The organism is Paenibacillus humicus NBRC 102415 (assembly GCF_004000905.1).
Classification (GTDB): domain Bacteria; phylum Bacillota; class Bacilli; order Paenibacillales; family Paenibacillaceae; genus Paenibacillus_O; species Paenibacillus_O humicus.
On record NZ_BIMD01000005.1, the window covers coordinates 74,475 to 89,174 of the forward strand.

Here is a 14,700-nt window from a genome sequence, read left to right on the forward strand (position 1 = left end):
TTTTCTTAGTTCGACGCTGTGTTCTCATACTCCTTGCTGTCGAGATGGCGAACGGCCACGGGCAACGAGAACCCATGCTTGGTCATTATTAATCCCACGATATTTGGCTTTCCCACCACGTTTACGTGGCTGGCGTTCTGCAATATTCCGCTTGCCCTTTTCCGAATACAGAAATTTCAACGATACCTTGAAATACTTCGGTCGGAATCTGCTTCAGAGCCGCGAGAATCTTATGCCGCCAGTAAACCAAGGTGACATGCGCGACTTCACCGTTCAATTGTTCTGCACATTTTCTCAGAGAAAATCCCTCAATCATACATTCAATCAAACGAACCCAAATATGAGGTCTCCTTGTTCGTTGAAGTGGGGTACGTGATATTACCCTCATTTCAGAACATTGGTTCGCATCTATCCAATATCAACAACAAAGATTAACATAGCCATTTTGGAAGAGAAAAATAGACTTTTTGAAGATTGATCCTTTGGATAGGAAGGCTGACGGCTAGCCCTGCAACATACAAAAAAAAAGATCCCGGGAGCCGGGATCTTCCATTCAATCAGAACTTGACGGTATATTCGAATTGCTCCAGCACGTCGACGGCTTGATCCAGATCGCCCTGCGTGCGGAAGCTGAGCCTGAGCACGCCCGGCACATCCTCGCGGCTTTCGATGATCTGCAGGTTGCTGAGGTTGATCCTGCGGTTGCCAAGCTCCGTGGCGATCTTGCCGATGATGCCGGGATGATCCGGCACGTCCATGTAGCATTCATAGACGGATTGCAGCACGCCTCGGCGCCTCTCCGGCAGCGAATCGCGGAACTCGCCCGCGCTTCGGAACGCTTCGCTGACAGCCTCCCCGTCCCCTTCCCTCAGAATATCGGCGAAACGGCTCATCTCGCCTTTCCATTCGTCGAGCAGGTCGAGCACGACATCGCGATTGTCCAGCAGAATATCTCTCCATACGGTCGGATCGCTCGATGCAATCCGCGTAATGTCCCGGAATCCTCCTGCCGCCAGCATGGCGTACATGCCGGAATCCTCGTTCCGCTTCTGCACCTGGTTGACCAGGGCGACTGCGATCAGATGCGGCAGATGGCTGATCGCTCCGACGATGCGGTCATGCTGGACGGGGTCCATCGACACGACTCGCGCGTTCGTCAAGGCAAGCAGGCTGCCGAGCCTCGCGACAGCTTCCTCCGGCACGGCAGGATGAGGAGTGAGGATATAAAAGGCATTTTCGAACAAATGCCTTGAAGCGGCCTCGACTCCCGCTCTCTCGGAGCCCGCCATCGGATGGCCGCCGATGAACAAGGCGCGTCCCAGATCGCATTGCGACGCCGCATCCATGATGCCGGCCTTCGTGCTCCCCACATCGGTGATGATGCAGCCCGGCTTGAGCGGCAGCCTGCCGAGCTGGGCGAGATAGCCGCCGATCAAGCCCACCGGCACGCACAGAAAGATGAAGTCGGCTCCCTGGACGGCCGTCTCCAGCGAAGTCGTCGCTTCATCCACGACATGAAGCTTCAAGTATTTGTCTGCGGATTCCTGCCTGTAGGAATATCCTGTGACATGGAATCCTTCCATTCCTTTGAAGCAAAGGGCAAGAGAGCCGCCGATGAGGCCGGCTCCGATAACTGCGATTCTAGTATCCAACTTACCCGAGCACCGCCGCTTCTCTCAGAACCTGTTCCAGAGCCGCGATCAGCTTGCGGTTGTCCTCCGCCTTGCCGATGGAAATCCGCAGCCAGTTCGGCGACTTCGGCCAGTTGGCCCTAGTAATGAAGCCTTTGCGGAGCAGGGCGTCGAAAGCATCCTTGGAAGGAATCCGCACATCGACGAAGATAAAGTTCGCCTGAGTCGGGAAATACTTCAGTCCAAGACGGTCGAATTCCCCTTGCAGGTAATCGCGCTCGCGGATGTTTTTCTCGCGGCAGCCGTCGACGAAGGCCTGGTCGGCAAGCGCCGCCCTCGCTGCAGCCTGGGCGACACGGGCCGTATTGAACGGCTCCCGCACCAGGTTGATGCTGTTGATGACCGAAGGATGGGCGATTCCGTACCCGATCCTCAGCGCCGCGAGTCCATAGATTTTGGAGAAGGTGCGGAGCGAGATCAGGTTGTCGAAGCGCTTCAGCAGCTCGAGGCTGTCGTGGTAGTCCACATCGTCGACGAAATGGCAGTATGCTTCGTCCAGCACGACAAGCACGTCGCTGCGGATGCTGTTCATGAAGGAGGACAGCTCCTCCTGCGTCACGATCGCGCCCGTCGGATTGTTCGGCGAGCAGATCCAGACCACCTTCGTCTTGTCCGTTACGGCTGCCAGCATCGCGGGAAGATCATGCCTGCCATCGACGAGCGGAATCTCGATGATGACGGCATTCTCCACGACGGCGTTATGGCGGTATTGGGAGAACGTCTCGCTGGCCATGATCGTCTCGTCTCCCGGCTCCAGGAAGGAGCGCGCGATCATAAGAATGATCTCGTCCGCTCCATTGCCCCAGATCAGCTGCTCTGGCTGCACGCCAAGATTGGCGGCCATGGCCGCCGTCAGCTCGATGCTGGCTCCGTCGGGATAGATGCTGTTGTTCTCGATCTCGGCGATGATGGCCTGACGGGCCAGCGGCGAGCTGCCGTACGGGTTCTCGTTGGAGGCGAGCTTGATGACTTCATCCAGTCCAAGCTCCCTCTTGACGTCCTCCACCGGCTTGCCGGGCTGGTAGACGGGCAGATGTAAGATGTTGCGCTTTGCTTGCATAGGATCGTCACCTCAATGATTGATTTCCGCCTGGGTGTTGCGTTATGGCATCTATTGTCTCACAGATGGCGGAAAGATGGAAGCACTTTAAAGCGTTGCACTATCAGAAAGAGCATCGGCCTCCCGAAGGAAGCCGATGCTCACGGCGAAGCAAGTCAGGCATGGCTGCCGAGCAGGCTACACCCGCAATCCGGCGACAAAGCGGCCGATCTGCTCGATGCCTTGCCGGTACGTCGTTTCATCGGAGAGCAGCGGCAGCGCCTCCTCCACCTGGCGGACGATCGCGCTGCCGACAATGACTCCGTCCGCGCTGGCGCTCATCCGCTCCACCTGCTCCCGGCTGCTGATGCCGAATCCGACGGCGATCGGCAGCGGCGTCGCCTCGCGCACCGATTCCAGGAAGCCTTCGAGGCCGGCATGGAACTCGCTGCGCATGCCCGTCACGCCGAGCGAGCTCACGCAGTAGACGAAGCCCTGGGCCTCGGCGGCAATCCGCTGGACGCGCGCCTTGGAGGTCGGCGCCACGAGCGGCACGAGATGGACGCCCGCTTCCGCCGCCATCTCGCGCACCTCGCCATCCTCCTCGATCGGGAGGTCCGGGATGATCAGGCCGCTGATGCCCTGCTCGTGGAGCAGGGTGAAAAATCGCTCGAGGCCGTACTGAAGCACCGGATTGTAGTAAGTAAAAAGGATGAAGGGCATCTTGACGCCTGCCTCCCGGGCTTTGGCCGCGACATCGACGCATGCTTCCAGCGTAATCGGATTGCGCAGAGCTCTCTCGGAAGCCTTTTGAATGACAGGGCCGTCGGCAAGCGGATCGGAATACGGCACGCCGAGCTCGATCATGTCGGCTCCGGCCTTCTCCAGCTCGACGACGATATCGACCGTCGTGCGCAGATCGGGGTCACCGGTCGTGATGAATGGAATGAGCGCCGTCCGCTTCTCTGCTTGGAGCCGTTCGAAGACGAGGTCAATTGGATTCATGCTTCAGCCCTCCGAGATATCCCATAATCGTTTCCACATCCTTGTCTCCCCGGCCCGAGAGGCTGACGACGATCGTCTGGCCGGCGGGCAGGGACGGCGCCAGCTTCATCACATGCGCGATCGCATGGGCCGACTCCAGGGCGGGAATGATGCCTTCCGTCCGCGACAGCAGCTGGAGAGCCTCAAGCGCCTCGGCGTCGGTGACAGGGAAGTATTCCGCCCGGCCGACATCCTTGAGATAGGCATGCTCGGGGCCGATTCCCGGATAGTCGAGTCCGGCGGAAATGGAATGCGCCGGCTGCACCTGGCCGGTCTCATCCTGCAGGACGTAGCTGAGAGAGCCTTGGAAGACGCCGTGCCGGCCCTTGGTCATCGTGGCGGCATGCTCCTCCGTATCCACGCCGCGTCCGGCCGCTTCGACGCCGATCAGACGGACGGATTCGTCTCCTACGAACGGGTAGAAAATGCCCATGGCGTTGCTGCCGCCGCCGACGGCGGCCACGATGTAATCCGGAAGCCGTCCCTCATCCTTCAGAATCTGCTCGCGAGCCTCGTCTCCGATGATGCGCTGGAAATCCCTTACAATCATCGGATATGGATGAGGGCCCGTAACCGAACCGAGAATGTAATACGTATCGTCCACATTGCTGACCCAGTAGCGCAGCGTTTCGTTGCAGGCATCCTTGAGCGTGCGCGTGCCGGAGAGCACCGGCACCACTTCCGCCCCAAGCAGCTGCATCCGGAACACGTTGAGCTGCTGGCGCTTCATGTCTTCCTCGCCCATGAAGACCTTGCATTCAAGTCCGAGCAGGGCCGCGATCGTGGCGGAAGCGACGCCATGCTGGCCGGCGCCGGTTTCGGCGATGATTTTCTTCTTGCCCATCCGCTTGGCGAGTACGCCCTGTCCGATCGTATTGTTGATTTTATGGGCGCCAGTATGGTTGAGATCTTCGCGCTTGAGATAGATCTTCGCTCCGCCCAGATGCCGAGTCAGCCGCTCGGCGAAATACAAGGATGTCGGCCTGCCGGAATAGGTATGGAGAAGCTCGTTCACTTCAGCCTGGAAGTCAGGGTCCTGGGAATAATGCTTGTACGCCTCCTCAAGCTCGAGGAGCGCGTTCATCAGCGTCTCCGGTACGTAACGGCCGCCGAACTTGCCGAATCGTCCGCTTGCGTCTGGTACTTGAATCATGCTGGCTTCACCCTTTCCGTAAATGCCCGGATCAGCTCCGGGTCCTTGACGCCGGCGGCTTCAACGCCGCTCGAGACGTCGATGCCGTCTGGCGAAAATTGCTCGATCAAACTCGATACGTTGCCGGCATGAAGCCCTCCGGCGATGAAAAGCTTCTTCCCGACGCTGCGCGCTGCTGCCTGATAGGCCGGTATGAGGCTCCAATCAAATGTCTTGCCGGTGCCGCCGCCTGCCGTATCGAGCAGGAAAGCTTCCGCTCCCGCCTCCGCAAATTCCCCTAGCTTGCGGCTGATGCCGGCCGGAGTTCCGTCCGGATCCGCATGCAGAGCCTTCCAGACCGGAACGCCGAAGCCGGCGGCGATTCGGCACAGCTCCGGCTCTTCGTTCCCGTGCAGCTGCAGCGCCTGGAGCGGAGCATGCCTGAGCGCCGCTTCCAGCTCTTGCGGAGATGCATCCACGAATACGCCCACCGCTAGCGGCGAAGGGGAATCCCCGCGGGCCGGGCCGGCGCCCGCACGCAGCGCTGCAATCAATGCTCCCGCCTGCTCCGGCGATACCTGCCTGCGGCTGCGGGCGAAAATAAACCCCGCGTAATCCACCGGAAGCCCGCCGATGAGACTTGCCGCCGCTTCGTCCCTGATGCCGCATAGTTTGAGCAGAGGAATCGCGTGCCGATGCCCTGTCGGTCGTTCAGCGCCCGTCATCTGGCTGCTGCCGCTCCCATCAGCTCCAGGACAGCCTGCCCGGGATCCGGCTGGCGCATGAAATGCTCTCCGACCAGAACGCCGCAAGCTCCGGCAGAGGCGACGTACTCGACGTCCTCCGGCTTGGAGATCGCGCTTTCGCTGATCAGGGACACTCCCGGCGGCGCCATCGCCGCCAGTCTTGCCGTCGTGCCGAGATCCGTCTCGAATGTATGCAGGTTGCGGTTGTTGATTCCGACCAGCCTGGCCAGGCCGAGATCAAGCACCATGTCCATTTCCCGCTCGTCATGAACTTCCGTGAGAACGTCGAGCCCGATCGACTCGGCGATCCCATGCAGCTCCTTCAGCTCGTTCCGCTTCAGGATGGCGGCGATCAGCAGAACGGCGTCGGATCCGATCAGCCTGGCCTCGTAGACTTGGCGGAAGTCGATGAGGAAGTCCTTGCGCAGCAGCGGCAGCTTCACCGCGCTGGAGACGGCCGTCAAATACTCGTTCGCCCCCTGGAAATAGTCCTTGTCGGTCAGCACCGAAAGACAGTCCGCTCCGGCGCTCTCATACGACCGGGCCAGCTTCTCCGGCTGGAAATCCGGCCGGATCAGCCCTTTGGACGGAGACGCCTTCTTCACTTCCGCGATCAGCCCGACGGAACGCTTCCGTCCTGCGGTGACGGCATGGATGAATCCCCTCGCAGGCTCCATCCGCGAAATCTCCTTCTCGGCTTCTCCCAGCTTGAATCGGGAAGCAAGCTCAGCGACTTCTTCTTTTTTGGTATGGACGATCTTATCCAGAAACATGGCTGTATTCTCCCGTCTTGCGGATCAGCTGCTGCAGCTTCGCTGCGGCGGCTCCTCCGTCGATGATGCGGCGCGCAAGCTCCACGCCTTCCTCCAGCGATTGTGCCTTGTCTCCGACATAGATGCAAGCCCCCGCGTTCAAAAGAACGATATCCCGGTATGCGCCTGTCTCCTCGCCATCGAAGATCGCGCGGATGATCTCCGCGTTGTCCGCCGGGCTGCCCCCGGATATCGCCTCCAGCGGCCAGCGGCGCAGCCCCAGCGATTCCGGCGTCAAATCGTAGGTCCGGATTGTTCCGTCCTCAGCCAATTCCGACACCTGAGTCGCGGCGGAGATGCTGATCTCATCCAGTCCGTCGTAGCTGGAGACGACCATCGCCCGCTTCAGGCCGAGTCCGCCGAGGACGCGGGCGACGGATTCCGTGCGGGAGCGGTCGTACAGCCCGAGCAGCTGGCGGTCGGCTCCTGCCGGGTTGGTGAGCGGTCCAAGCATGTTGAAGATCGTGCGCACGCCGAGCTCGCGGCGCGGAACCGCCGCATGCCGCAGAGAGGGATGATAGAGCTGCGCGAACATGAAGCAGATGCCGATCTCCTCGAGGCATTCGGCCGCCTGCACCGCCGTCAGGCTGATGTTGACTCCGAGCGCCTCCAGCACATCCGCGCTGCCGGCCTTGCCCGACATCGCGCGGTTGCCATGCTTGGCGACCCGTACTCCGGCAGCCGCCGCGATGATGGAAGAGGATGTGGAGATATTGAATTTATGGATGCCCGAGCCGCCTGTGCCGCAAGTATCGAGCAGGCCGTCGCGGGTCGTGCTGACACGGTCGGAGTAGCTGCGCATGACCTCGGCGAATCCGCTGATTTCGTCCACAGTCTCTCCTTTCATGCGGAGGGCGGTGACGATGGCGCCGATCTGGGCGGAGGTCGCCTCTCCCTCCATGATGAGACGCATGACGCTTCCGGCTTCCTCGCGGCTCAAGCTGCCGCCGCCGATCAGGCGGCCAAGAGCTTCGGCGGCCGTCACTCCTTGCATGGCTTCCATCATGTCCGCGCCTCCTTCATCGTATCGGCGTAATAGTCGCTGTTGACGAGCTGCAGCTCGGGAACGGTCTTCGCAGCCGGCGGAAAAGCCGCTTCGGCGATGCGGATCGCCTTGAGCATGCCCTTGGCCTTGTTCACCGTCTCCTCGTATTCCTTGACCGGCACCGAATCCCAGACGATTCCCGCTCCGGCCTGGACATAGGCTTTGCCGTTCTTGAAGATGATCGTCCGGATCGTAATGCATGTATCCATGCTTTTGCCGCTGAAGCCGAAGTAGCCGATCGCCCCGGCATAAGCTCCGCGCGCCTCGTTCTCGAGCTCGGCGATGATTTCCATCGCTCTCAGCTTGGGCGCTCCCGAGACCGTTCCGGCCGGCAGGCAGCTGATGAAGGCGTCGAAGAAATCACGGTCGCCGCGCATTTTGCCCGTCACGTTGGACACGATATGCATGACATGGGAATACCGCTCGATCTGCATGAAGGAATCGCATTTTACCGTGCCGAACTCCGCCACGCGGCCGATGTCGTTGCGGCCGAGATCGACGAGCATCAAATGCTCCGCCCGCTCCTTGTCGTCGGCGAGCAGCTCCTCCTCGAGAGCGAGGTCCTCCTCGGCGGTTTTGCCCCGCGGCCTCGTGCCCGCGATCGGCCTCGTCTCCACCTTACCCTCGGACACCTTCACCAGCGCTTCGGGGGATGTTCCGACGATGACCTCCTCATCCATTTTGAGATAATACATGTACGGAGAAGGATTCAGCGTGCGAAGCACCCGGTATACATGGAGCGGATCCACTTCCGTCTCGACATGGAACCGCTGGGACAGAACAACCTGGAAGATGTCTCCCGCGCGGATGTACTCTTTGGCCGTGTCCACGTTCGCGAGAAACTGCTCCTTCGTCACATTGGATCGGATATCGCCGAGATCGGGATCCTCCGGAAGAGCTCCGCCTGATGTAAGCGGAAGCGGCACCGGCTGCCGGATCCGGTCAAGCACGGTGTCGATCCTGCCCACCGCAGCGTTGTACATGCGCTCGATATCGCTGTCCGTGGCGGCTTCCGGAATATGCACATTGCCGATGACTTGAATCTGCTGCTTGAAGTGGTCGAACACGATCATCGTATCGCAAAACATGAACTGAAGATCGTTCATTTGCAGGTCGTCCTGCCTGTGCCGCGGCAGATTCTCGTAGTAGTGGAGCAGATCGTACCCGAAAAACCCGACCGCCCCGCCTGTAAAGGAAGGAAGTCCCGCAAGCTCGGGGCTTCGATATGCCCTCAATCTTGCTTTAAGAGCTTCCAGCGGCTTGCCCTCAAGCTGGATGCGCTCACCGTTCGTTTCCATCATCATGGAGCCGTTCTTGCCGCTGATCATCATGAACGGGTCCATGCCGATAAAGGAATGCCGCGCCCACTTCGCTCCGCCTTCTACGCTTTCAAGCAGGAACGCGCGCTTCTCGCCGGCAAAATGCTGGAACAGCCGGATCGGCGTCTCCGTATCGGCCAGCAGCTGCCTTACGACCGGAATAAGGTTGTAGCGTCCTGCCATCGACTTGATCGTCTCAAGCTCTTGATTCATCGCTTATCGTCTCCTTCTGGAAATCCAGGATGCAGAAAAGCAAAAAACGCTCCCGCAAGGCGCGGGAGCGTTCCAATAGATAAGACAAAAAAGACGACGGCAGGCAAGGAATCATGCACGAACCCCATCTCCATGCGGAAAAGATCGGCGATCGCGAATGAAGCAGCCGCATCGGGCTGTCCTCCATGCTTCAGCTCAAACTCAACTCGTCTAGTCTCATCTAAGGCTCCCCGCCACTCTCGGCCCTCTTGCCGCCGGACATGTGCGAAGACTACCTTGGAAAGTCCCACTCGGACTTTGCTTAACTGCCTCAACTATACAGGACGTTCCTTGCAGGCGTCAAGAAGAAAGGATTGGCCTGCAAGCGCCGAATGACCGAAAAACGGGCTGGAAAGCTTGTTCAAGCTCCCTCGGGCCGCGGCGGACTAGGGAGCCGAAGTGCCGCTCAGATCCGGTCTCAGCGCCCTTGCGCCTTTCATGTACACATGGCGGATTTCCCGCTGCGTCCGGTCGGTGTTGACCATAAGCATCAAGCGGATGCAGCGCTCCAGGCTGCCCTTTACCGGAACCTCGACCGAACACATGAGAGGCACCAGCTCCCAGCCGTCCATTTCCCGGATCGCCTTCGCCGGGAATGCGGCGTCGAGATCGGCCGTTACCGTAATCATGACGCTGCATATGTCTTCCGGATCGATACCGTTGTCGGCTACGATCCCCTGGAGAACCTCCAGCGTCGCATCCAGAATGGGACGCTCCTCGTTGGAGTCCGCCGTTATCGCTCCCCGAATTCCCCTTACGCTCATGTCCATCTCTCCTCCCGCTTCAACCTCTCGACGATGGCTCTCACCATGCCAGCCTCGATGCCGTTTCGAATCTCGACCGTGCCGACGGCCGTCGGCACGATGAAGGTCATCCGGCCTTCGCCGAACTTCTTGTCATGCATCATCGCTTCCATGACGGCATCCGTATCGTAATGCTCCGGCAGGGCGACCGGAAGCCCTACCGATTCCAGCGCTCGCTTCGTCGTCTCGTAGACTTCCAGCGGCGCTCCAAGCTCGACGCCGAGCATGGCGGAGCCGATCATGCCGATCGAAATCGCTTCTCCGTGGCGCAGCTCGTCATAACCGGCGACCGCCTCCAGCGCATGTCCGATCGTATGCCCCAGATTGAGAATGGCCCTCAGGCCGTTCTCCCGCTCGTCCCGGGAGACGACTTCCGCCTTGACCGAGCAGCCCTTGTACAGGGCATGTCCGAGGACGTCAGGCTCCAGCGCCAGCAGCTGTCCTGCATGGCCGACGATCCATTCGACGAATCCGGCATCCCGAATCAGGCCGTGCTTGACGACTTCGGCCAGGCCGCTGCTCACCTCGCGCGGAGGCAGCGTAAGCAGCGTATCCAGATCGTACAGCACGAGCTCCGGCTGATGGAAAGCGCCGATGATGTTTTTGGCGAGCGGGTGATTGACCGCCACCTTGCCGCCGACGCTGCTGTCATGCGCCAGAATCGTCGTCGGCACTTGGACGAATCGGATGCCGCGCATATAGGATGCGGCGGCATAACCCGCCAGATCCCCGACAACGCCGCCGCCGAGCGCCACGATGGCGGACTTGCGGTCCAGGCCGGCTTCGAGGCAAGCCGTGATGACGTTCTGGAACATGTCCAGAGACTTCGACTTTTCCCCGGCTGGAACGATGAACCGCGCCGCGGCATAGCCCGAAGCTTCGAGCGCCGCAGCGAGCGGCTCCAGCCATCTGTCCGCGACATTCTCGTCGGTGACGATCAGCAGCGGAGACTTGCGGCTGATCGCCTTCTCCGCGAACAGCTCGCCGGCTCGCCGAATCAGCCCTTGGCCGATGCAGATGGGATACGATCTGTCCCCGAGATTGACCGTGAGCTCGCGCATGCTAGTATTCCCCTACTTGCCTGAGGTAGGCGTCGTAGTTGGCGCGGATTTCCTCCATGGAATCGCCGCCGAACTTCTCGAGGAACGCCCGCGCCACTTCCCAGGCGACGACATGCTCCATGACGACGCTCGCCGCCGGAACCGCGCAGCTGTCGGAGCGCTCCACCTGGGCGGTGAACGGCTCTCTCGTGTCGATATCTACGCTTGCGAGCGGCTTGTAGAGAGTCGGGATCGGCTTCATGACGCCGCGCACGACGATCGGCTCTCCGGTCGTCATGCCGCCTTCAAAGCCGCCTGCGCGGTTGGAGGCGCGATGGTAGCCGCGTTCCTCGCTGTAGAGGATCGGATCATGCACCTGCGAGCCGCGCAGCACACCGGCCTCGAATCCGATGCCGATCTCGCAGCCCTTGAACGCGTTGATGCTGACGACGGCGCCTGCAATGCGCGAATCCAGCTTGCGGTCCCACTGCACATGCGAGCCGAGTCCGACAGGAGCTCCTTCGATGATGCACTCCACGACGCCTCCGATAGAGTCTCCTTCGGCCTTGATCTGATCGATGTAAGCCGTCATCCTGGCCTCCGTCGCCTTGTCGACGACCCGGACGGAAGATTGCTCCGTCAGCTCGCGAAGCTCGTCGGCGGACAGATCGTTCGGCGGCGCCTCGATCTCGCCGATCCGGATGACCTGGCCGGCCACCTTGATGCCGAATGCCGCCAGCAGCTGGCGGGCGACGGCGCCGACCGCCACGCGGGCAGCCGTCTCGCGCGCGCTGGAGCGCTCCAGCACGTTGCGCAGGTCCTTCAGGTTGTATTTCAAGCCTCCGTTGAGATCCGCATGGCCCGGACGCGGACGGTGGACCCGGCGCTTGGCCTCGTCGCCGCCTTCGATCGGCTCGATGTTCATGACGGAAGTCCAATGCTTCCAGTCATTGTTCGCGACGACCAGCGCTACGGGGGCGCCGGTCGTGCGGCCATGACGTACGCCTCCGACGATATCGGCCGTATCCTTCTCGATCTGCATCCGCCTGCCGCGGCCGTAACCGAGCTGCCTGCGGTGGAGCTGGAGGTTCAGCTCCTCGAAATCAAGCTGGAGATTGCTCGGCAACCCTTCGATAATGGCCGTCAGCTGGGGGCCGTGTGTTTCTCCCGCTGTCAGGTAACGTAGACTCAAGACTAACTCCCCCTCATCATGGTAAGCGCCGGCTTCGCCGGGCTCGCTTTAATACGACAACGCTTTTAAGAATGCAAGTGCCATACTGCGACAAGACGGACTGGGCGCAGCCGGAAGGAATGACCTGTCCGGGCAGCGCTCAGCCCTTTGCAATTCTTCGCCGTTCGTCCAAGTTTCTTTGCCCATTATAGTATAGCCCATCCACTTTGACAAGAAAGAGCAGAGCGGTGCCCGCCTCTATGAAACGGACGCCTGCGCTTGGATTGAGGCCGGGGCACGCCGCCTGGACGCAAAAAAAACCGGCTCCCGGGGAGCCGGCGGAATCAAGCGTAGCTGCGGCGGTAGAAAAACGTATCCGCCGATTCGAGGCCGTAGTCGCCGGGAGAAAAGATCTGCTCCGTGCTGCCCACGAACAGAATGCCTCCCGGCCTCAAGGCTTCGGCAAACCGGCGGTACAGCCCCGACTTGGCCTCCTCGGTAAAATAGATCATCACATTGCGGCAGATGATCAGATCGTACGGACCTCCAAAAGCATCATCGAGCAGATTATGCTGCCGGAAGGAAATCTTCTCGCGGATATCCTTGCGAATCGCATAGCTGTCTCTGTCTCCCGAGCCTTCGAAATAGCTGTCCAGCATCTTCTTCGGCACATCCTTGACGGAACGGGCCGGATAAGTGCCTTGGGCGGCCTTGGCAAGCACGGTCCGGTCCAGATCCGTCGCATCGATCTGGCTGCGGGACAGCGCGCCGGCTTCGTTGAGAAGTACGGCCAGCGTGTACGGCTCTTCTCCGGTGGAGCATGCGGCGCTCCAGCAGCGAAGCCTCGGCGATTCGGCGAGCAGCTCGGGAAGGAACCGGCTCGCCAGCACATCCCAGCGGCTCGGGTTGCGCCAGAACTCGCTTACGTTGATGGTCATCCGGTCCAGGAATTCGTCCATCAAGGCGCCGCTGCCGGACAGTGCTTTCCAATAAGCCTCGAAAGTGGCGTAGCCATGCTTGTGGCGCAAAGTGGTCAGCCGTCTCCGCATTTGGGCTTCCTTGTACTGGGACAGGTCGATACGGGTCGATGAGCGGATCAGTCCGACAAAACGAAGGAAATCCTCATCCTCCGCCGTCGTCTGATCAGATCCAGCGGGCAATGGTCCGGTCATAGTCGATAAGCTCCTCCGGGCTGAAGAACAGGCCGATTTCCCGCTTGGCGTTATCCGGGGAATCGGAACCGTGGATCAGGTTCAGGTTCGTATGTACGGCATAATCGGAGCGGATGGTGCCCGGCGCAGCCTCGGCAGCGTCCGTCTTGCCGATGAGGGCGCGGGTAAGGGCGATGACGTTGTCCCCTTCCCATACCATGGCGAAGACCGGTCCCGCGGTTATGAAAGCAAGCAGCGGCTCGTAAAAGGGCTTGCCCTTATGCTCGTAGTAATGCTGCTCGGCGAGCTCCTTGCTCACGCGCATGAATTTCGCTCCGGCCAGCTGCAGTCCCTTTTTCTCGAATCGGGCGACGATTTCGCCGATCAGGCCCCGCTGCACTCCGTCGGGCTTGACCATCAAGAACGTTCTTTCCATGCGAATTCCCTCCTGATTGCAGTCGTATGCCGGCCAATTGCCGTTAATAGCTGCGTTTGTTGATGAAGCGGGCAATGTCGGTCAAGTTCTTTTTCGCCGGCAAGTCCGGAAGTCCTTCCAGAGCCTGCAAAGCTTTTGCCATAAATCGCTCCGCCATCTGCTCCGCGATGCCTACGCCGACGCTCGAGCGCACGAGCTGGATGGCGCTTCGCGTATCCGAATGGCCTTCGTTCTCGCGGATGACGGCGATCTCGCGCAGCAGCGGCTCGCGCAGCCCAACCTCCTGCAGAGCCAGCAGCACCGGAAGCGTCATGTTGCCTTGACGGATATCCGAGCCGGGCGGCTTGCCGATCTGCTTCTCCGTGCCGAGCAGATCGAGAAGATCGTCCCGAATCTGGAACGTCATGCCGATGTTGTACCCGAACCGGTACAGCTGTCCGCTTGTCCGGCGGTCCGCGCCAGCGGCGACGGCGCCGAGCTGGCAGCTGATCGCGATGAGCAGAGCGGTCTTGCGGCGGATCCGCTTCAGATAGTTGCGGACCGTCTGCTCCGTGTTGAAGAAGTCGCGCACCTGCTCCATTTCACCAATGCACATCTCGACCATCGCCTTGGCCAGAATCTGATGCAGCTCCGGATTGGAGAACGAAGTGATCAGCTCCAGCGCCTTGGCGTAAATATAGTCCCCGGTGTACATGGCGATGCGGTTGTCCCACTTGGAGCCGACGGTCGGCTGGCCGCGGCGCGTCCTCGCATTGTCGATGACGTCGTCATGGACGAGGCTGGCGCTGTGAATCAGCTCGAGCGTGACGGCGACCCGCTGCAGCTCCTCCAGCCGGTAATCTCCGAACCGCCCGGCGAGCAGCACGAATACAGGACGGATCCGCTTGCCTCCAGCCTGGAGCAAGTGCAGAGAGGTTTCGCCGAGAAGGCTCGTGTCCTCCGCGACGGCCTGTTCCAACTGCCGCTCGATTCCATTTAGGTCGCCCTTCATTTTGGCGTACAAATCAAGAAGTTTCATG

At 60.5% G+C, this 14,700-nt stretch carries 14 protein-coding genes and 1 pseudogene; all 15 read right to left on the reverse strand.

Translation table 11 applies throughout. The features are described from left to right. Positions 1-51 precede the first annotated feature (51 nt). A pseudogene (locus PHU01S_RS05265) lies at positions 52-379 on the reverse strand (IS1595 family transposase); the annotation flags it as partial. 178 nt (positions 380-557) lie between these two features. Continuing rightward, positions 558-1,652, reverse strand: a complete 1,095-nt coding sequence (locus PHU01S_RS05270) for a prephenate dehydrogenase (RefSeq protein WP_021877917.1) — start codon at positions 1,650-1,652, stop codon at positions 558-560. A gap of 1 nt (position 1,653) precedes the next feature. Then, a complete protein-coding gene (gene hisC / locus PHU01S_RS05275; RefSeq protein ID WP_127506546.1) occupies positions 1,654-2,751 on the reverse strand; it encodes a histidinol-phosphate transaminase in 1,098 nt (365 codons plus the stop codon). A 177-nt stretch (positions 2,752-2,928) separates the two neighbouring features. Continuing rightward, positions 2,929-3,735 carry a tryptophan synthase subunit alpha gene (trpA, locus tag PHU01S_RS05280; RefSeq protein ID WP_048746919.1) on the reverse strand — a complete coding sequence of 269 codons (807 nt, stop codon included), beginning with the start codon at positions 3,733-3,735 and terminating at the stop codon, positions 2,929-2,931. Further along, positions 3,722-4,927, reverse strand: coding sequence for a tryptophan synthase subunit beta (trpB, locus tag PHU01S_RS05285; protein ID WP_048746917.1), 1,206 nt, complete (start codon positions 4,925-4,927; stop codon positions 3,722-3,724). Before trpB ends, trpA begins: the two co-directional genes overlap by 14 nt. Beyond that, positions 4,924-5,631, reverse strand: a complete 708-nt coding sequence (locus PHU01S_RS05290) for a phosphoribosylanthranilate isomerase (protein WP_021881620.1) — start codon at positions 5,629-5,631, stop codon at positions 4,924-4,926. The genes trpB and PHU01S_RS05290 overlap by 4 nt, the downstream gene beginning before the upstream one ends. Further along, positions 5,628-6,425: an indole-3-glycerol phosphate synthase TrpC gene (gene trpC / locus PHU01S_RS05295; RefSeq protein ID WP_127506548.1), complete on the reverse strand. Its 798-nt coding sequence runs from the start codon at positions 6,423-6,425 to the stop codon at positions 5,628-5,630. Before trpC ends, PHU01S_RS05290 begins: the two co-directional genes overlap by 4 nt. Then, positions 6,412-7,470 (reverse strand): anthranilate phosphoribosyltransferase, encoded by a 1,059-nt coding sequence (gene trpD, locus PHU01S_RS05300; RefSeq protein ID WP_084781238.1) that lies wholly within the window; start codon positions 7,468-7,470, stop codon positions 6,412-6,414. Before trpD ends, trpC begins: the two co-directional genes overlap by 14 nt. After that, a complete protein-coding gene (trpE, locus tag PHU01S_RS05305) occupies positions 7,467-9,041 on the reverse strand; it encodes an anthranilate synthase component I (RefSeq protein WP_127506550.1) in 1,575 nt (524 codons plus the stop codon). Before trpE ends, trpD begins: the two co-directional genes overlap by 4 nt. A gap of 425 nt (positions 9,042-9,466) precedes the next feature. Further along, positions 9,467-9,844 (reverse strand): chorismate mutase, encoded by a 378-nt coding sequence (gene aroH, locus PHU01S_RS05310; protein ID WP_048746911.1) that lies wholly within the window; start codon positions 9,842-9,844, stop codon positions 9,467-9,469. Continuing rightward, positions 9,841-10,944: a 3-dehydroquinate synthase gene (gene aroB / locus PHU01S_RS05315; protein WP_127506552.1), complete on the reverse strand. Its 1,104-nt coding sequence runs from the start codon at positions 10,942-10,944 to the stop codon at positions 9,841-9,843. The genes aroH and aroB overlap by 4 nt, the downstream gene beginning before the upstream one ends. A gap of 1 nt (position 10,945) precedes the next feature. Then, positions 10,946-12,115 carry a chorismate synthase gene (aroC, locus tag PHU01S_RS05320; RefSeq protein WP_127506554.1) on the reverse strand — a complete coding sequence of 390 codons (1,170 nt, stop codon included), beginning with the start codon at positions 12,113-12,115 and terminating at the stop codon, positions 10,946-10,948. Positions 12,116-12,438: 323 nt separating this feature from the next. Next, positions 12,439-13,266 (reverse strand): CheR family methyltransferase, encoded by an 828-nt coding sequence (locus tag PHU01S_RS05325; protein WP_127506556.1) that lies wholly within the window; start codon positions 13,264-13,266, stop codon positions 12,439-12,441. After that, positions 13,238-13,681 carry a nucleoside-diphosphate kinase gene (gene ndk, locus PHU01S_RS05330; protein WP_049867225.1) on the reverse strand — a complete coding sequence of 148 codons (444 nt, stop codon included), beginning with the start codon at positions 13,679-13,681 and terminating at the stop codon, positions 13,238-13,240. Before ndk ends, PHU01S_RS05325 begins: the two co-directional genes overlap by 29 nt. Positions 13,682-13,724: 43 nt before the next feature. Beyond that, complete coding sequence (locus PHU01S_RS05335; protein WP_048745545.1) at positions 13,725-14,699, reverse strand: polyprenyl synthetase family protein; 975 nt, start codon at positions 14,697-14,699, stop codon at positions 13,725-13,727. Position 14,700: the final 1 nt, after the last annotated feature.